We start from the raw sequence: 18,947 nt of genomic DNA, 5'->3' as shown, positions 1-18,947 counted from the left end.
ATCAGCTTGCGTAGGTCAAAGGGCGCAGATAGATCGGCTGCCTCGATGGCGATCGCTCGGCGCGTTGGAAGAAAAATGCCGATTCGCCGAATGCAGGCTCGAGCTCGTCGAACCAGACCGCAGCCGGATCGAACTTTGCAAAAAACGGCTGACGCACCCATTCGGGATCGCGCCCCTGCAGGAACTGCAGCACGAATACTTTTTCGGTGCCGATCGTCGCGACGCCGTCGACGAGAATCTTTCCGTAGTGCGTGCTCATCGACGGTCCGCGCACGGTTCGCGACAGACCCGACACGCGTTGATAGGCGGCCTTGAAAATCGCATGGGCCTCGACGAGCGGCAGCTCGAAGTAACGGTGCGGCCCCGTGTCGCGCTCGACGAACATGTAGTAGGGAATCGCGCCGAGACGCACGCCCGTCGTCCATAGCTCAGCCCAGGCGTCGGCGTTGTCGTTGATGTGGCGGACGATCGGGGACTGCATGCGCACGGTCGCCCCGGTGCCGATGATGCGTTGGACCGCCCGCTGCGCGATCTCGGGGCGCAGTTCCGCCGGATGGTTGTAGTGCGCCATGATCGAAAGGCTCTTGCCGCGGCTGACGATGCGCTCGAACAGTCGCATGAGCGCGTCGGCATCCTTGTCGGTGACGAAGCGCTGCGGCCAGTACGCCACCGATTTCGTTCCGATCCGGATGTTGTGGAGATGCTCGATCTCGAGCAGTGGTTCGAGGTAGCCTGCCAGCGACTCCGCATTCATCACCAACGGATCGCCGCCCGTGACGAGCACGTCGGTGACATGCGGGTGGCACTCGAGATACCGCCGCAAGTCATCGGTCTCTCGCGCGTTGAACTTCAGGTCGTCCACGCCGACGAATTGCGGCCAGCGGAAGCAGAACGTGCAATAGGCATGGCAAGTCTGGCCCGCCGCGGGAAAGAACAGCACCGTCTCCTTGTACTTGTGTTGAAGCCCCTCCAGCGGACGGCCATCGAGCAAGGGCACGTTGTGCGTCATTTGGCCCGCGGGATGCGGATTCATTCGCTGACGCAGCATCGCGATATACCGTTCGGCGTCCGCCGCGCGTTGATCCGAGCGCAATTCGCCGAGCCTCCGGTAGTCCTCGGCCGGCAGCATGTCCCGATGGGGAAACGTCAGACGAAAGATCGGGTCGTCGGGCACGCGCGACCAATCGATCAGTTCGCGCAACACGTACTCGTTCGTTCGGAACGGCAAGACTCTCGATACCGTCGCCAGCGCATCCTTGGTCTCCTCGGGGAGAAGCGCCCAGTACGCGGAGCTGGCGATGGATTTGGGGTTGTACGCCTTGAACTTTTCTGCTTCCACAATGGCTCCAGATAAAGTAGATTGGCGGTTTTGACGCTTACGCGACCGCAATTAACGGGCGAATGATTTAAATCGATTCGCCTAATTTCTCCATTCTCAACACGAGCGATCGCTCGATTTCGCTAATCATCGGATCAATATCGCCCGTTTAAGCCGGCTCGGCGTGGGTCAATATTGCCGATTATCTCGATTCGTCACACGAAACGATGACCAACCCAATATCAATAAAACGCCGCTCGCGCCGGGCCCGCCACAAATCAAGCGCGCTCTCGCTTGAAGCCTTGTGCCTCGGCGCTTTAGAGGTGATTGAAAGTTTTCCGTCATGTTGATTCGATGCATCGCTCTTCAAAAGATGAAGCATCGTCCTATATTTCGTTTGCGCTAAACAGTAACAAGCAATCGGTAAATCGACCTGTACAGGTCGACAAATCAAGCTTCTGTTCCGGTATAATTTTCCGAACGTGTACTGGGTCGAGCACAGAAAGAATGGCGAAAAAATATCGAGCACTCGCTGAGCATTATGCGAAGGCCATCGCGAGCGGCTCTCTAGGCAAAGGCGAGAGGCTTCCCTCGTTGAGGGATATCGCAGCGCTTCACCGAGTGTCGATTTCGACGGCGGTGGAGGCGTGCCGACTGCTCGAGCGACAGGGATATGTCGAGGCAAAGTCGAGAGCCGGCTATTTCGTGATCGACGCGATGCCGCTCGTGAAGCGCGCGGGCGCGGGGGCGGCGTCGGACTTCGACAAGGCGACCGAGCGGATCGACCCGGCCGACTACGTCGGCGTACACGAGCGCATCTCGGTCACGCTCGCGCGCGGTACGCGGCGGCCGGTGAAAGTCGACCTCGCCGGCGCGGTCTGCGCACCCGAGCTCTACCCGGGCGCCGCGCTCAGGGACAACATGCTGCGGTTGTTGCGCGCGCGGCCGCGCGTCTATGGCACGCACCCGCAACGTGAAGGCGTCACTAAGCTGCGCGAGGCCATCGCGCGCTGCTCGGTGAGCCGGGGGATGCACGCCGATCCGGAAACGATCCTCGTGACGCACGGCTGCAGCGAAGCGCTGTCGCTAGCCTTGATGGCCGTCACGAGCCCGGGCGACGTGGTCGCCATCGAGTCGCCGACTTATTTCGGAATCCTGCAGATCATCGAGTCGCTCGGCCTGAAGGCCATTGAGATCCCGACGCGCCCCGATACGGGCATCTCGCTCGACGCCCTCGAGTTCGCGATCAACCACATGGGCAGGATTCAAGCAGTCGTTTGCATGCCGTCGGTGCAAAATCCGCTCGGCTGCTCGATGCCGGAAACGGCGAAGACGCGGATGATCGAGCTTTGCGAAAAGCACAATATCGCCCTCATCGAAGACGACACGTACGGCTTTTTCCTGCCGAACCCCGCTTATTCGCGGCCGCTCAAGGCTTGGGACAAAAAGGGCAACGTCATCTATTGCAACTCGCTGAATAAATCGCTTTCACCGGGATTGCGCGTCGGCTGGCTTATCGGCGGGAAATGGCACAAGAAAATCGAAATGCTCATGTACGCGGTATCGCGCCATCGCGAGGAGATGCTGCAGCTCGTCGTCGCCGACTTCATGGCCGGCAGCGCGTTCAGCCGGCACATGAAGCGGATGAATGCCTTGTTGAAGCAACAGCGCACACAGCTCGTCGAAGCGATCCTCGGCCAATTCCCCGCGGGGACCGAAGTGACGTGCCCCGACGCGGGCTTACTGCTATGGGTGCGGTTGCCCGACGGAAAAAACACCGACGTCCTGTTCGACAAGGCGCTCGCTGAAGGTATCCGTATCTGCCCGGGATCGATCTTTTCGAACATGGATAAATTCAACGACTGTCTGCGGCTCAGCTGCGGGATGCCGATCAAAGGGCGCGTCGAGTCGGCCATTCGCACGCTGGGCCGGCTCGCGCGTGAACTGTGAAGCCCTCGCGTTAAACCTGGCTCTCGCTGATAAATAGCGCAACCGCCCTGCGATAGATCTGGCCGATGAGGCTTGCCCGATCGCCTTCGATGTCGACCTGCCCGCGCAACCGCCGCCATGCCTTCACGTGAGGATCACGGGGAGCGAGCACGGTGCGATAGACGGCCGTTTCGGGAACGAGCCTGTTATCCGCACTCTTGCGCACGGCAAGGCCGCCGCCATAGACCGATGCGAGCTCGGTCACGTCGAGCGTGCGCACCGAAGTCGTCTCGATGCTCGAGACGACGAGATCGACAGGCGAGTCGCCGTTCTCGGGAAAGAACCGCGCATGCGCGCCCGGATGGACGCGCGGCAGATCGGCCTCGCCCACAAACGCAACGACCACGGCCGACGATGGGTCGATCAACGTCCCGAGCGCCTCGCGGCGAGGCAGCCATTCGCCTTCGCGCAGCGGCGGTACATCGGTGAGAACGCCGGCAAACGGCGCGCGAACGGTCAAGAGCGCCTCTTGCGCCGAAACTTGATCCACCGACGCGATCGCGCCTTGCAGTTCCTGTTCGCCGACGGCGATCATGTCCGCCTGGTCGGGATCGAAAGCCTGGCCTTTCATGCGGTTCTCGACTCCGCCAAGCGCGGCAAGCGCGGCGGCCTTGCGATATTCGACGGTCGGCGATTCGAGCGCGAAGATCGGCTGCCCAGGTACCACCGCTGCGCCGTTCGTCGATTGCTTCACGAGTCTGCCAGGCTCGGCGACATAAAGCGTCGTCTGCTTGGCCGCGCGCATGAGCGCGGGGGCGGCGAGCTCGCGTCGCCACGGCACGACGAAAAGCATGAGCGCCACCGCGCAGCACGCGAACGTGATCATCGCGCGCCGGTCCGGCCGCCGGCTGCCGAGCCGCGCACGCCATACGCGTATCTCACCGACGATGGGCCGCACGAGAAACCAGCCGATCTCGACGCACATCAGGAAGATCCCGAGCGCCTTGAACGCCATGTGATAGACGACGAGCGCAATGCCGAGAAAGAGCGAAAACCGATAGACCATGCATGAGAGCGCATAGACGATCAAAATGCGCTGCTTCGCGCGCGGAAATGCTTCGGGCGGCGGATCGCCGAGGCCGAACAGCGTCTCGCGCAGCCACCAGCGCCCCATCGCGAAGCCTCTGTCCTGCAGGTTGGGCACGTCGAGCCAGTCCGACAGCAAAAAGTAGCCGTCGAAGCGCATGAGCGGGTTCACGTTGATCGCGATCGTCAACAGCCACGTCGAGCTCGAGAGCAAGAAGGCCCCGGTGCGCAGCGGGCCGTCGGGCAAGACCGACCACGCGAGCGAAGCGAACACGGCGAGCGTCGTTTCGGCAAGCATGCCGGCCGCATCGATGGCGAGGCGCTTGCGGCGATCGGTCAGGCGCCAGGCATCGGTCGTATCGGTCCACAGGACGGGCCATAGCACGAGCAGCGCGACGCCCATCGCGGGCACGCGACAGCCCATGCGCTTGGCCATGACACCGTGGCCGATTTCATGCACGACTTTGGCCGAGGCGAGCGCGAGACCGACGAGCGCGGCCCCTTGCAGCGAGAAGAGATGCAGCAGGCTGTGCGTGTATGCCGCCCATTGCTGGCTGATCAGATAGAAGCCGAGCGCGGCGAGCAACGCGAGCGCGATCGCGAACCCGCGCGTAAACACCCAGCCGATGCGCGGCACGACGGCCGACAGCATACGATCGGGATTGATGAGGCGCAACTTGATCGACAGATAGTTCTTCAAGAGCCAGCGCGCGGGCGACAATCGCTCGGCCGCCCGCAGCGCGGCGAAACGCTCTGTCGCTCGGGCATCGAGCGGTGCCGTCAGGTCCGCGCGATGCGCGAAGCTCAGGACGTCGAGCACGTCTTGCGAAGTCGCGCGGATCGTCGTCTCGGCCGAAATTGAACGAGCAACGGCTTCGGTGTTGCCGAGCGCCCAACGCGCGAGCACCTCGAACTCGAGCCAACCGATCCGCACGTAGCGGTGCCGTGCGGGATCGTGCAGCGTCCATGTCGGACTGCCGTCGCTTGCCGCCGGCCCCGGCAACAGCTTGAGGTCTTCGCGCAATGGCGGCAGCGCGACGGGCGGCGCGTCGCCCGTATGACCAGGCACGACGTCGGATGCAGCGCTCGCCTGCTCGACAGCGACGCCGCTCACCGGCGTTTCGATCAGATCGACAGCCATTCGCGCAACACCGTCAGAGGTCTTCGCAGCAGCCAAAGCGCGAGCGCGCGACGCGGCCCGTAGATCTTCGCCGTGCCCTTCAAGCCGAGGCGCAACGCATGCCCCGGATCGAGCGACGCGCGAAACGCGTACGACATCACGCCGTCGGCCGCCACCGTGCTCGAGTAGCTCGCGAACGTGAGCTTCCCGTAGGCGGGCTTGTCAGGCGACAGGTTGCTGAAGAAAACGACTTCGGCGCCGGGCTGGAACGAGACGACCGAAGCAGCCGGCACTTCGATCTGCAACTGCGTGCGCGTGGGCGATGCGACCACCATGATGCGCTCGCCGAGTACGACGGGCTTGCCGATCCACTCGCTGCTGTCGTCGAAGACGGCGACACCGTCGACCGGCGCCGTAATCTCCGCGCGCCGCAGCATGTCCTCGTCGTAGACGAGCTCGGCCTGCTCCTGCTCGACTTTGCTCGAAAGCATGGCGAGCCGCGCTTTCGCCTTGTCGTCGCTCATCGCCTGCTGCGACGTATCGGCATACTCTTCGCGCGCCATGTCGAGCGCTTTTTTCGTGACCTCATAGCGGGTCTGCAGCTGGGTCCGATCGAATGAGACCAGGGGCTGGCCCGCGCGCACGGCTTCGTTCGGATTGACGCGCAGCGCACCGACGACGCCGTCGAACGGCGCGCGCACGGGCGCCGTATCGACCGGCACGACCTCGGCGGGCGCGAGCACGGATTCGCGCACGGGGAAAACGGCGAGCGCGAGCAGCACGGCCGCTGCAATCGCGAGCGGTCTCTTTCTCGCCGCGAGTTGCCGCAGCACGCTCGGCTTGCGCACGCGCCGATGCAACAGCAGGCTTTGCGCGTAGGTGCCGGCGAGTGCGCCGAGCAGTTGCCGATCGCTGTCGGTCCACGCATCCGCACGGCCGAGCAACAGGTAGCCGGCCGGCTCGCTGTCGCGCCAGTCGAGCGCGCACAGGAGCGCGTTCGCCGGAAACCACTCGGGCCATTCGCGCGCGAGCGCTTCGGGCAATTCGGCGGGCTCGATTACGCGCGGCTGCCTCGGCCTTGCTTGCCGCGCGTCCTCGCGCGCGAGAGCCGCGAAGACACGCGCGAGCCACATGTAATAAGGGCCGCCGCGCTCGGCGTAAGCGACGCCGGATAGCAAGAGTGGATCGTCGCCGGCCGGCACGTCCTGCCACAGCGCGGCCTGCTGATAATGGACGACGCTCGCGGTCTCGTTGACGATCAGGAATCCGAGCTCTTCTCGCGCCGCCGCGCGGGCTCGCCGCTCGAGCTCGAGCACGGCGCCGAGCCGCAGCAGCTGGTAGTTGAGCGCGTTGACCGGTGAGTTCATTGGTGCGACTTCATTGGCGCGAAGTCAGCGCCACGCCGGCCGGCGGCGTAAAGACGGCGTGACCGCTCATGCCGGGCAAGAGCGTATCGGGCGGATTGTCGACGTGCCCATAGACCTTGATCGACCGGCTCACGGCGTCGACCTTGCCCGAGAGGCGCGTGAGCGTGGCCGGATAGGTCTTGCCCGTTTCGTCGATCGCCACGTTGAACGTGCTGCCCGGCTTGAGCCAGGCAAGCCACTGGGACGGGACGATCATCTCGAGATCGAGGCTCTTGTCGCTGAGCACTTCGAGCATCGGCGCGCCCGTTTGCAAGTATTGGTAGTTGTGCGTGTATACGGCCGATACGCGGCCGGCGAAAGGCGCGGCGACGACGCAGCTGTCCACGAGCGTCTGCGCGGCCTGCACATCGGCCGCCGCCTGTTCCTGATCGGCCTGAGCCACCTTGTATTCGACTTCGCTCGACGTGCCGAGCGCACGCAGGCGCTGCTTGCTTTCGTTGACCGACTTGCGGCTTTCGAGCACGGCGCGCGCATGAGCGAGCGCGGCTTCCTTTTCCGAGCAAAGGAAGCGGGCGAGCACCTGCCCTTGCTTGAACCGGTCGCCGTCATGCAACGGAAACTGACTGAGGCGCCCTGACATCGGTGCACCGATCGTGGCGATCGTGTCAGCGACGAGTTGCACGCGGATATCGGGCGTCGAGGATGGCGTCGTAGTCGCCGGTGCGTGCGGCTGGGCCGCGACCGCTACGACTTGCGCCGGGGGAACCGCGGGCACCGGCGCCGATGCTTGTGCCGCGAAAACGGTCGTGGCACTCGATGCGGCCATGACGGCGGCCAGCGCCGCCATGAGGTTGCCCGCCCTCGAGGCGCGCTTGTGATGCGATTTCATTCGTACTCCTACCCGTGTTGCGCTTATTTCGCCGCCAGCGTGTTTTCGGCTTGTGCCGTTGGAGCCGCGGCAGGCGTTTGCGTCGCCGTTGTTGCCGAGGCTGCCGCCGCGGACGCCGCGGGCGTGGCCGTTGCGCCAGCCGCGGCGGCCGCCGCGGCGGGTGCTGCGGCCGGCTTCAGCATGGCGACGTCGGGCAGCCGACCGGCTTCCCAGCCCGAGATAGCCGTCTTCACGCGCTCGCTGAGCGCCGCGAGATCGTCTGTATCGGCGTTCGGCGGCACGAGGTCGACGCCGACGGACGTATAGAGATTGGTGAGAGCCGTATGCACTTGCGCGATCTCGCGATCGTAGGTGAACTCGGCCACCATCGAAGCCAGATCGCGTCGGATGCGGTCGGCATCGGATTCTTCCTGCGCGCGCGACTCGTTCGCCGAGGCGACGCGAATCTGCTGCTCGACATCGTTGATCTGCTTCGCGATGTCGAGATCCTGCGTGGCGGCGAGATACTCCTGATAGCTCAGATTGACTTGCGTCAGGACGGCGACGCTCAACGCGAGGCGGCGCTCGCGCGATACTTCGACCGATGCCTTTGCCGCCGAAATCGCCTTGGGCCCCTCGATCAGGTTGACGAGGTTGAACGTCGCATTCACGCCGAGCTGTGCCCAGCGCGGGTTGAAGAGATACTGGTTGCTGTCGTAGTTGAGGCTGCCGAGCACGCCGACGCCCGGCATCATCTTGACGATTTCCTTGTAGACGTCTTGCTGGTCGATCTTTTCCTGATACGCCTCTTCACGCAGCTCGGGCCGCATGGCGAGCCCGAGTGCCTCGAGCTTGCGCGGATCGATCTGCGTGGCCGACGTCTCGACATCGAGTTCCATCGGGGCGAACTGGATCGGCACGTCGGTCGGCACGTTGATGAGCGACGCCAGTTGGACACGCGCCGTGTTGAGATCGGTTTCCATGCGACGCAATTGGCCCACCACCGACAGCATGTTCTGCTGATAGTCGAGTCCCTGCAGTTGCGGCACGAGTTTCTCGCGGCTCGCTTCGCGCGCGTTTTGCAGCTGCTTGTCGGCTTCGGCGAGCAACGGCCGCAGGCGCGGCAGCAGACGGTCAGCCGCGACGGCTTTCCAATAGGCTTCCTGCGTGCTCTTCACGAGATCGTCGATGACCTTGCGGCGACGCTCGACGGCAGCGTAAGTGCGATACCCCTGCTGCTTCGCCTGGAAGTAGCTGACGCCGAGATCGAGCAGGTTCCACGACAGCTCGAGCGAGGCCGTCGCATGCGAAGGCGGCTCCGAGAACGAATACTCGAGCGACCGCTGCTTCGTGAGCTCGGACACGCTTTCGGCCGCGTTGTCGTTGCTGCGCCAGGTGTAGCCCGCATTGGCCGCGACACGCGGCAACATCTGCGCGATCGCGAGGTCGAGCTGCTTATCCTGCAGCGTCGCTTCGGTCTTCGCGAGCTGCGCGTTGTAGTTGTACTTGAGCGCGCGGGCAATCGCGTCGGGCAGCGTCAGCGGCCGCGTGAGCGGCACATAGGTCGCGTAGAGCGTCTTGTAGTCGTCCTGTGCGCGCTTGAAGTGCTCGTCCTGCGAAATCGGCTCCGGCTTGATGGCGCACGCGGACAATACCGCGGCCGACAGCAGCGTCAGGCCGGTGACCCGCGCCAAAGAGGCCGCGCGCGCTCGCGAATTGCCGCGGCTTTCCCCGTTTTTCGCATGCGGCTCGGCCCGCATCCGCCCCTGTTCAGCCGCGCCGTGGCGGCCGACGATGTCGTTCTTCATGTCGGTCTTCGCTTTCTTGATGTATTGGGTTGACTGCTCGTCCGCTAATTGCTGACCTTCGCACCGTGCGCCGCCGCTCCGACAACGGAATGCACCATTTGACGCGCCTGCAGAATCTTTCCGACCGGCCCCGCGTTGCGAAGCTGCGCCGAAAACGCGCTGCGTCCCTCACCGCGCGACGACTGATCGGTTCGATGACCCGATCGGTCGTCGGTTTGGTCATCGGTTTTATGATCGCTTTCGTGGCCGGCCTGCGTCCTATGCGATACCGATGCAGGCGGCGCGACGTTGAGCTGCGCGAGCATATGCTCGAGATCGTGCGACTCGCGGCCCACCGTGATCTGGAACGTAGCCGTCGCCTGATTGCCGAACTGATCGTGCGCGACGATTTCGACCTCGACCGTTCCGCGCGAGCCGAGCGGAGGGGTGCCCGTGAACGTCAGGCTGCGCGCGTCGAACTCGAGCCACGGCGGCAGCGGACCGCCGCCGGGCGCACGTGCTTCGTACTGAAGCTCCGCGTTCGGATAGGTATCGTTGAAGAGATCGGACGGTACCGCGATGATCGATTGCTGCTGTTCGATGACGAACCGGCTTCCGACCGACCCGGTCAGCCAGACCTGCGGAATGATCGGCTGGCTGTACAGATCGGGCCGATAGCCGCGCCCTTCGGCAGGTGGAATGGCGCCATCGTCCGGGAAATGATCTTGTCGCGACGAAGCGAACGGCGCGTTGGGATCGACTTGCCCGCCGAGCTTGTTGTAATCGTTGGGCGCGTTGAAGTCGGGAATCAACGGATTCGAGTTCGAGAAGACAGGGCGGTTCGTTGCCGTCACCTGCGCCGTCAGCTGAATCGTTGCCGCGCTGTACGGCGTCGATCCGCCGACCGCGCCGAGATCGACTCCCGCCGCGTCGGTGACGGGCGTCGAGCCTGAGCTGTCGATGAGCCGCACCGTCAGCGCGCCGGGCGTGCCGTTGAAGGTGCCGGACGGCAGGAAGCGCAGGCTGTCGGACGCGGCGATCACGAGGGCATTACCGTCGCCCAAACCGTTCGCCGGTACGTTGATCCACGTCTTGCCGCCGTCGCTCGAATATTGCCACGTGCCTTGCGACGCGCTCGCCGCATCGCCGACGATCGCGATGCCCGCGAGCGTATTCGCGGTCGAGCCCGTCGGATTCGTTGCGCTTTGCTGCTGATCGGCGCTGTCGTCGAAATGACTGCCGAAAAGCGTCGAGACGCTGTCACCGGCCGGATTCCGATCGCTTTGGTTGACAGTGCCGATCGTGGCCGAGCCGCTTGCGATGGGTGCATCGTTGACGGGCGTGACGTCGATACCGAGCGTGACCGTCTCCGCGCTCACCGATGTGGAGCCACCATGGTGCGCCCCCGACACGTCGACACCCGTGATGGCCAGGTCGCCCGTGGCGAGTTGCGTGCCGGTCACCGTTCCCGCAACGGCCGTAGCGGAGGTTTCGATGAGCCGCGTCGTGAGCTGACCCGGTAGGCCGTTGAAGTCGGGCGCCGGCACGAAGCGCAGCTCGGCCGAGGACGACAGCACGAGTGCGTTCGAATCGGAGAGACCTGTGGCCGCGATCGTGTGCCACGTCGCGCCGTTGTCGGTCGAGTATTGCCAGCTCCCCTGGCTCGGATCGGCCGCATTGCCGGTAATGGCGATGCCCGCGAACGTATCGGCCACCGAACCGCTCGGATTGGTCGTGCTTTGCTGGTGATCGGCACTGTCGTCGAAATGCGAACCGAAGAGCGATGCGACCGTTTGCGGCCGCGGCGCCGTCGTGTCTTCAGCGATTGTCGGCATGTCCGCGCTGCCCGATCCAATCGGTGCATCGTTGACGGCCACGACCTGAAGCGGAATCGTCTCCTGCGCGGCCGAATAGGCGGACGCCGGCGTATTCGTGCCCTGCCCGAACGTGCCGGTTGTCGGCAGCGCCGAGACCGTGCCGTTCGCGACGCCGTCGAACTGATCCCACGCGCGGAACGTCAGCGCATTGTTCACCGTACCGTTCCAGTCCTGCCTGGCCGGCTCGAAGTAGATCCGCGTATTCGCATCGGCCACGAGATGCAGTGCATTGCTCGACGAGATCGCGGTGAGGCCCTGCCCCGCGAACTCGGTCCAATGTGCGCCGTTGTCAGTCGAGTACCACCAGGTGCCTTCGCTCGTATCCGCCGCGGTAATCGCAACGCCGGCCGGCCCCGTCGTCTGGCCGTCGTGCGCGTTCGCGCCGTCGGTATCCGTCACGTTGCCGTTGCCGGTCAGCTGTGAGACGAGCATGCCGACCGCGCCCGTCGGCACGCCGTTGTCCTCGATAGAAGTCGCCGTCACCGGATTGCCGTTCAGGATGGGCGAATCGTTCGCCGCCACTACATCGATCGTCGAAACGGCCGCCGTCGTCGTCGCATGCGTGACGTTGTCCATGACCGAGATCGTCACGTCGCGCGGTGTCGTGCCCGGCGTATCGCTGCTGTCGTAGTAGCTGACCGCGCGCAACGCGGCCTGCACCGTCGCCGCATCGAGGTTGGTGCCCGTCAGCGTCATCGTGCCGGTGGCGGAGTCGAAGCTCGCCGTCACCCCGGACGGCAACGAGCCCGACACGACGAGCACGTCTTCGCCGGGCCGATAGTTTCCGCTGATCTGCACCGTCGCGCCCGAGAAGGTATCGGCGCTCGTCACGTCGACGGTCGGATCGACGGCAACGGCCACCGCCGCCGCCGAAGCATCGTTCGGCTCAGTGAACGTCACCGCCGACGCGCCCAGACCCGGTATTTCATTGATGGTGACGAAGACCGGCGCACTGACCATGTCGCCGCCCGTACCCTGAGCGCCGGCGACGTTGTGGTCGTCGAGCGTCGCACCGATGCGGATGCCCGTGCTGACGGTGCTGGTGTCGGTGCTCGAGTAGGCAATGTTGTCGAGCACCTCTTCGACAGTCGTTGCGGTTGCGCCGGCACCGAACGTGACGGACAGTTTGCCGCCCGATTCGGTGTACGTGCCGACATTCGTGCCGTTGTAGCTGACCACGCCGCCCGCGCCGAACACAAGCGGCCCCAGCGCCGCGAAAACGTCGCTCGCGCTCGGCGCGGGCGTGCTTCCGCTATAGCGCTGCAGCGTGAGCGTGGTGTTGCTGTAGTCGCCGAGCGCATCGAGCTGCGTGTCGCTGATGTGCGAGCCCGGCCCTGACAGACGCACGGGCGCGCTCCCTTCGACGTAGGAATCGGCATTGCCCCCCCACTGGGTGATGGCAGGCGGCGTATCGGGCGCCTGGTAAGAAAAATCGACGTTCGCGTGCGCATCCCCGTTCGCCGTGAACGAGGTCGAGGCAGGACTGCCCGTGACGGCGTTGCCGTCGTTGTAGGCGAGTGTCTCGTCGGCGGGCAGTCCGCCGCCGGCACCCGGCAGCGAGATGACGACCGTGCCCTGCGGCAGCGCGCCGAAGGTATAGGTGCCGTCGGCTGCCGTCGTCGTCGTTTCGGTGATGACCGTGCCGTCCCCTTCGGTAATCTTCGCCGTGACCGTCACGCCGCCAAGCGGCGTATCGGCCGAGCCGCCCGACGTGGCGTACGTGGTCGGATCATTGCCGACGTCTTGCCAGATACGGCCCGAGGCCGTCGCGACTTGGGTCGTGGCGGCGACGCGATATGAATCGGGCGGGTTCGCGCTCGAATCGAAATCGCGCGCGCCCGTCGTCGAGCCGACGGCACCGCCTGTCGATCCGTTGAACGTCTGCTGCCCGGCGAGGCTTTGCCAGACAACGGAAGCCGTGTCGTTCTGCACGGTCTGCCCCGGGGCCACCTGCACCGTATAAGTGATGACTTCGCTGCCGCCCGCGGCCAATTGCCCGATTGCGTAGTTCAGATCGCTCGCCGTCGTGCCGCCTTGAGCCGCGCCGCCAACGCCGGTGCCCGTCGAACCCACGAACGTCACATTGCTTTCGTTCGGCGCGGCGGGATCGTCGACCACGACGTTGTACGCAGTCGATCCGCCTGTGTTCTTGACCGTCACCTGATAGGTGACAGTGCCGGTCGCATTGTCCACGGCGGTCGCCGTCTTCGTGACCGTCACGTTGGGCTCGTCGACCGCAACATTGACGTTGTTCGACGTCACGCCGCCCACCGTCAGCGAGGCAGCCATCGCAGCCGCGCCTTGCACGTTCGACGCGATATTCGCCACGACCGCATTGAACTCGACGACGACGTAGTTGCCCAACGCGGAGCCGTCGTTGTTGGACAACGTGCCGAGGTTGATGCTGACATTGCCGCCTGCTGTCGTCACCACGTTCGACGACAACTGACTAGTGGGCTTATAGGTGGCGACGTCGCCGGCCGTCGTCGTCCCCGTAGCAGGATTGACGTAGTTGGCACCACTCGAATTGCCATCCTGCAACTGCGCGACGCTCGACAGATCGGCCGTGTCGCTCGATACCAGATCGCCGTTCGGACTCACGAACGCGATGCGGGCGCTGCCATCGTTCAGGTACTCGAGCCCCGGCGGCAGCGTGAAGTTCAGCGTCGTCGGGTTCGCGCCCTCGGGAACCTGGACGTACGCGTGCAGCGTCACGATCTCGCCGACCGTCGCTACGATCGAGGTTTGCGTATTGGTCTGATTCGGCGTGTGGACCGTATCGGTATTGTTCGACTCACCGGTGATCGACAGCACGGGGACGATCTGGCCAATCTTGACGGCCGTGCTCGCGCTGTCGGTGTACTTATGCCCTTGCGCTGTGCCGGGCTGGGAGTAGTAGGTGCCCGACGTACCGTCGTTCGGGGTGTCGACCGTAATCGTCGAGCCCGCTGTCTGGTTCGGTGCGACGGTCGCCCGGAATGTGAAAGTGGCCGTCTGGCCCGCGCCGAGCGTGGTGAGGCCGACCGAAAGGCCCGACGTGTCCGAAGTCGATCCACCGGTGCCGCCGCTCACATAGCCCAGCGAGCTCGGCACGTAGTTGAGCCCCGCTGGAAGGTCGATGAGGTCCGCGATGTCCTGCGCCGGCGCATCGCCGTTGTTCTTCAGCGTAACGGTATAGGTCAAGCCTTCGTTGCTGTAGACGGTGCCGTTGTTGGCAATCGTCGTACCCGTGCTCGTGTCCTTGACCGTGATCGTCTCGGTAACGTTCGGATCGACTTCGTGAATCGTTGCCGTCGAAGCGGGAGACGTCACCGAATCGTAGTTGATGACCGCGCTGTTCGTGCGAGCGGTGCCGTCGGCCGGCGTGTCCGTGGAGGTTAGTGTGGCCGTATAGACGATCGTGATGGTGCCGTTGGCATCGACGTTGCTGTTCGTCAGTGCGCCGCTGCCGAGGGTGAACGTGATGGTGTTCCCCGAGACGACCGACGTAACGCCGCTGCCTCCCACCGAGCTGACGCCGGTGCCGAAAGTCTGCTGCTCGATGCCGTTGAAAGTCATACCGGCCGGCAGTGTGTCGGTCACGGTCACATCGTTCGAACCGTTCGCAGTCGTGCCCTGCGGCAGCGTGACGGTGATCGTATAGGTGACGGTCTCGCCGAGCGCGACGTTGTTGCTCGCGGTCAGCGCAATATCGGTCGAGTCGCTCGCTCCCGTGACAACCTTCGTGACGGTCGGCGCCGAAAGCTTGACGGTGGCGTTGTCACTGAGCGCGGCCGCGTTTTCACCGACGACCTGCGCCGACGTCCCGGAGCCCGATACGAAGCCGTTGCCCGTCGCGACACCGCCCGCCACGCTCGCCCAGTTGACGACGTTCGAGGCGAACGTCAGCGTATCGCCCGTTTCTTGCGACGTCGGCAGCTTCAGGTCGTAGACGACATAGATGCTGTCGTTCGCGGCGACCGACGAGCCGAGCTTCACGCCGCCCGCGGCGAAGTATTGCGCCGCCGTCACGCCCGTTTCGATCTGCTGGCCCGACGAATTGTAGATGGCGAAGTTCTGAACGTCGCTCGTCGAAAAGCCCGTCGGCAACGTTCCTTCGATCGTCACGTCGTAGGCCGCCGCTCCGCCCTGGTTCTGCACCGTCGAAACGATTCTCGTGAGGTCGCCGCCGTCGCCGCCGGTCGCGTTCAGATTGTCGGCGGCCAACGGGTTGCCGCTGCCCGTGAACGGATCGGTGCCGGCCGGCGTCCCCGCCGCGGCGAACGGAGCGCCCGCGCCGCTCGGCGTCGTGGTCGTTTGCGACGGCCACGTGACAGCCGTCGAATTCGACGTATCGGCGGAGTAAGTGCCCTTCGAGCCGCCGCCGTCACCGACGATCGAGACGACGCCCGTCTTCGTCACCAGCTCGGGCTCTTGCAGCGGCACTTGCTTGATCGCGGCCGCAGCGACCGTCTGGCCCTCCGCGTTCGTGTAGGAGCTTCCGCCCTGCGTCGTCAATTGCAGGCCGTTCGCGAACGGCTTGTTCGACGACACGACGCTGAAGTAGACGACTACCTGTTGACCGGCGGTATTGTTCGGGTCGTCGCGATTGCCGAAGTTGAACGAAAGGCTGTTGGCGGTGCCGTTAGCCGAGACCGTCGGCGTCGCTTCACCCGAGAGCGGGTTGATGAGCTTGTATGTGCCCGCGGTCGGGAACGCGTCGGTGCTGTCCATCGAATAGCTCGAGACAGTGCCGCCGTTCGAAAGCGGGTCCGTCGTCGAGAATACGGGGAGAGGCAAGTACGCGGTCAGATCGAGATTGCCGTAGTCGCCCGTCGTCAGTGTGTACGTCATCCCGTACGTGACCGTATCGCCCGGCTTGATGTCAGTGAGATCCGCGGTCTGCCCGTTCACCGCCACGACCTGCAGCACGAGCTGGCCCGGCGCGACCGTGTTCGTCACAGAAGAGCCGTCGGTGACCGTTCCGTTCGTTGCCGTGATCGTCTGCGTGCTGTCGTTCACGGTCACCACCGAGGCGCTCGTGCCCGTGGTCGTCACGCTATCGGTGATCTGATCCTTCTCGCGCAGGCTGTCCTGGCTATTCACGTTCGTGTACTTGTCGAGCACCTTGGCCTTGAACGTGATGACCCCTTGCGTCGGCCCACCGCTGCCATTGACCGCTCCGCCTTGCAGTACACCCGCGAACGCCGCGCCGCCGAGATTCGCCTCGATGAGCTGGCCTACGTCGAACGTCGCCGTCGTCGCGCCGGGATTCGATGTGGAGCCCGCATCGTCGCGCGTATAGTTCCAGTTCGCGTTCGAGCCGCTTGCTGCGACCGTCTGGCCGTTGATCGTCGTTGCGACGTTGTTGGTCACATCGCCGAACGAGATCGTCCGTGTCGAGCCGCCCGTCGTCAGCGAAAGCTGCGGGGTCGCGTAGCCCGCATCCGCCGGCGCTAGCAGCGTGATACCGTCGCCGATCAGGTCGGCGATGTCGAGCTGGTTCAGCGCGTAATAGTCCGATACCTGGAAGTTGATCGAGTAGTTGACGATCTCGCCCGGCACGATGTTGCCGTTCGGCGCATCGTCCGTCACTTGAATCGCGAGCGACTTGGCGACAAAAGAACTCGATTCGGTGTTCGTCGAGCTGTCTCCCGAAATCGTCTGCGCACCGGCCGAGTGGTCGAGCGAGCCGGTGGGCGCCGTCCACGATCCCGTGTAGCTGTAGATCACCGTCGAATCGATCGTCCGCGGCTGCCCCGATGCGCCGAGTATCGACGCCCCCGACGCATCGAATTGCGGCACGAAGACGGGAATCTTGATGACCGTCGGCGTATTCGAAGCGTCAGTCGAAAGCGACGAGAACGTCACCGTGACCGTGCCGCCCGCGCCGGTCACGCTCCCCGCCTTCGGGTTGAACGTCGCCGTGCCGGTCACGCCGTTGGGCTCGGTGAACGTAATCGTGCCTTTCGTGTACTGCACCTGATCGGGCAGGTTGAACGTGAACGTCACGTTGTGCATCGGGTCCGACTGCGTGACCGGTGCCGGTTGCAGCGTGATCACGTAGTCGAACGGAAAATCTGGCCCCGTCGCCGTTTCGCCCTCGTGCAGATCCGTCGTCGCCGATACGTCGATCAGCGAGACTTGCGTCGATGCCGTCGCCAGTCCGTCGCTTGCGCTCGTCACAGCCGCTGTGCCGCTCGTGCCGCGAATCGACGGATCCGTGGTCGGATTGTTGAGCGGGTCGGCGCCGTACTGGAACCCGCCGATCGCCGATATGTTCAGCGCCTGCCCACCGTGCATGCTCGAAAGCTCGGTCGTGTTCGCCACCGAGAACGTGAGCTGAATCTGGGCAGCGGGCTCGCCCGGCGTGTAGCTGCCGAACGGCAATTGCAGGACGTACATCGTGTCGCCCGCCTGATACCCGCTCGGCGCGGCGATGAAAAGCGGATTGCCGCTGCTGTCGAGCGCGAGCGGATGCAGCGCGCCGAGCGTGCCGACGTGGCCCGCGATGTTCGACGAAAGCGTCACCTTGTCGACGGTCACCGCGGCGCCGAGATAGGTGGCGCTCGTCAGCGAGACGTTTTCCGCCGAGTCGCTCGGCACGAAGAGATCGATGAACGGGCCGTAGCCGGCCGCATTGGAAGCCGTGTTCTGAAACTGCACGGTCTCGGTGAACGTGCCGCCGACGAGCACATCGCCCGGCACTGTGCCCGAGACGAATGAAACGCTCGGCACGGGCGTGTCGAGCACGCCCTGATAGGCGGCCATCGCGGCCGCGCTGAACGGCGAGCCGACCGCGAGCACACCCGTGGTGCGCTCGAGCGTCCAGTCACCGCCGAGAGAAGCCGCGCCCGTCGCATCGGTCGATGCGCCGACCTGCGCGCCCGTCAGCGCATGGACGGTATCGACGAACTGCTGCCCGCTCGCACCCTGTCCGACGTCGCAGCCCCAGAACTCGATATCGGCGTTGGCGGCCAGATGATCGCTCCATGACGCAACTTGCTGCTTGGCAGCCGCGAGTGTGTCGGCCGTAATCGGCGCGTTGCCGAGCTCAATCTGGCCTGCGGAGCCGTAGGTCAGAAATTGGATTGCCGACAGATTCGAGCGGCCTTGCAGCGCCGCGGTCACCTGGCTGATGCCGTCGCGATTTGGATCGATCACGACGACCTGAACGTTCTTGCCTACGCTCGCAGTCAGCGATTGCCAATTAGCGACGCGCGGATCGACGAAGAGGATCTCGGTCGCCTGCGGATTCGATGCGACAGCGGGCGCTTCGGCGTTCCGGTGCACCGCGTCGGACGAGCCGTGTTGCTTCGCCTCGTGGTTCTTGTCGTGATGATGCGAATCCGCCGCGTGTGCGCGGGCACCATCCTGGTGGTGTCGCTGCTCCACGGCCGCATGTGTTGTTTTTGCTGCGACCGCCGCCACGCTGCCATCGAAAAGATGGCGCGGCTCAAGAACTAGTCTCATCGCACTTCCCCCGCGTTTTGGGAAGGCAATGTAGGTGTTTTATTTAAAGCTCACAATACATATTACTGCGTTTTTGCGAAATTTAACAATTCATCTCATAGCGTGGAATTTGTAGCCCTCCGCCCTTATTTCAGATTCATCAC

At 64.3% G+C, this 18,947-nt stretch carries 7 protein-coding genes; 1 reads left to right on the top strand and 6 read right to left on the bottom strand.

Annotated elements, in window-relative coordinates:
• Position 1: 1 nt before the first annotated feature.
• Positions 2-1,339: a KamA family radical SAM protein gene (locus C9I57_RS09790; protein WP_107150421.1), complete on the bottom strand. Its 1,338-nt coding sequence runs from the start codon at positions 1,337-1,339 to the stop codon at positions 2-4.
• 486 nt (positions 1,340-1,825) lie between these two features.
• On the opposite strand from C9I57_RS09790, the gene C9I57_RS09785 reads away from it, so the two are divergent.
• Entirely contained in the window at positions 1,826-3,268 is a 1,443-nt protein-coding gene (locus tag C9I57_RS09785) for an aminotransferase-like domain-containing protein (RefSeq protein WP_107150420.1), read from the top strand.
• Positions 3,269-3,278: 10 nt separating this feature from the next.
• Here C9I57_RS09785 and C9I57_RS09780 read toward each other — a convergent pair whose 3' ends face one another.
• From C9I57_RS09780 to C9I57_RS09760, 5 genes are read right to left on the bottom strand one after another with little or no spacing between them, the layout of a single operon-like run.
• Complete coding sequence (locus C9I57_RS09780) at positions 3,279-5,474, bottom strand: HlyD family efflux transporter periplasmic adaptor subunit (protein ID WP_107150419.1); 2,196 nt, start codon at positions 5,472-5,474, stop codon at positions 3,279-3,281.
• Positions 5,459-6,820, bottom strand: coding sequence for an efflux RND transporter periplasmic adaptor subunit (locus C9I57_RS09775; protein ID WP_107150418.1), 1,362 nt, complete (start codon positions 6,818-6,820; stop codon positions 5,459-5,461). The genes C9I57_RS09780 and C9I57_RS09775 overlap by 16 nt, the downstream gene beginning before the upstream one ends.
• A 10-nt stretch (positions 6,821-6,830) precedes the next feature.
• Positions 6,831-7,709: an efflux RND transporter periplasmic adaptor subunit gene (locus tag C9I57_RS09770; protein ID WP_107150417.1), complete on the bottom strand. Its 879-nt coding sequence runs from the start codon at positions 7,707-7,709 to the stop codon at positions 6,831-6,833.
• 23 nt (positions 7,710-7,732) lie between these two features.
• Complete coding sequence (locus C9I57_RS09765) at positions 7,733-9,496, bottom strand: TolC family protein (protein ID WP_107150416.1); 1,764 nt, start codon at positions 9,494-9,496, stop codon at positions 7,733-7,735.
• Between the two features lie 44 nt (positions 9,497-9,540).
• Complete coding sequence (locus C9I57_RS09760; RefSeq protein WP_107150415.1) at positions 9,541-18,804, bottom strand: DUF4347 domain-containing protein; 9,264 nt, start codon at positions 18,802-18,804, stop codon at positions 9,541-9,543.
• Positions 18,805-18,947 lie beyond the last annotated feature (143 nt).

This window comes from Trinickia symbiotica (genome assembly GCF_003028655.1).
In the GTDB taxonomy this organism is placed as follows: domain Bacteria; phylum Pseudomonadota; class Gammaproteobacteria; order Burkholderiales; family Burkholderiaceae; genus Trinickia; species Trinickia symbiotica_A.
Note: the sequence above shows the minus strand (reverse complement) of the source record. Positions and strands in the feature narration are given on the sequence as shown.

Bases quoted from the DNA above. Each gene is read 5' to 3' on its own strand.
- C9I57_RS09785 (WP_107150420.1), top strand. From the start codon at position 1,826: ATGGCGAAAAAATATCGAGCACTCGCTGAGCATTATGCGAAGGCCATC.
- C9I57_RS09780 (WP_107150419.1), bottom strand. From the start codon at position 5,474: ATGGCTGTCGATCTGATCGAAACGCCGGTGAGCGGCGTCGCTGTCGAG.
- C9I57_RS09775 (WP_107150418.1), bottom strand. From the start codon at position 6,820: ATGAACTCACCGGTCAACGCGCTCAACTACCAGCTGCTGCGGCTCGGC.
- C9I57_RS09770 (WP_107150417.1), bottom strand. From the start codon at position 7,709: ATGAAATCGCATCACAAGCGCGCCTCGAGGGCGGGCAACCTCATGGCG.
- C9I57_RS09765 (WP_107150416.1), bottom strand. From the start codon at position 9,496: ATGAAGAACGACATCGTCGGCCGCCACGGCGCGGCTGAACAGGGGCGG.
- C9I57_RS09760 (WP_107150415.1), bottom strand. From the start codon at position 18,804: ATGAGACTAGTTCTTGAGCCGCGCCATCTTTTCGATGGCAGCGTGGCG.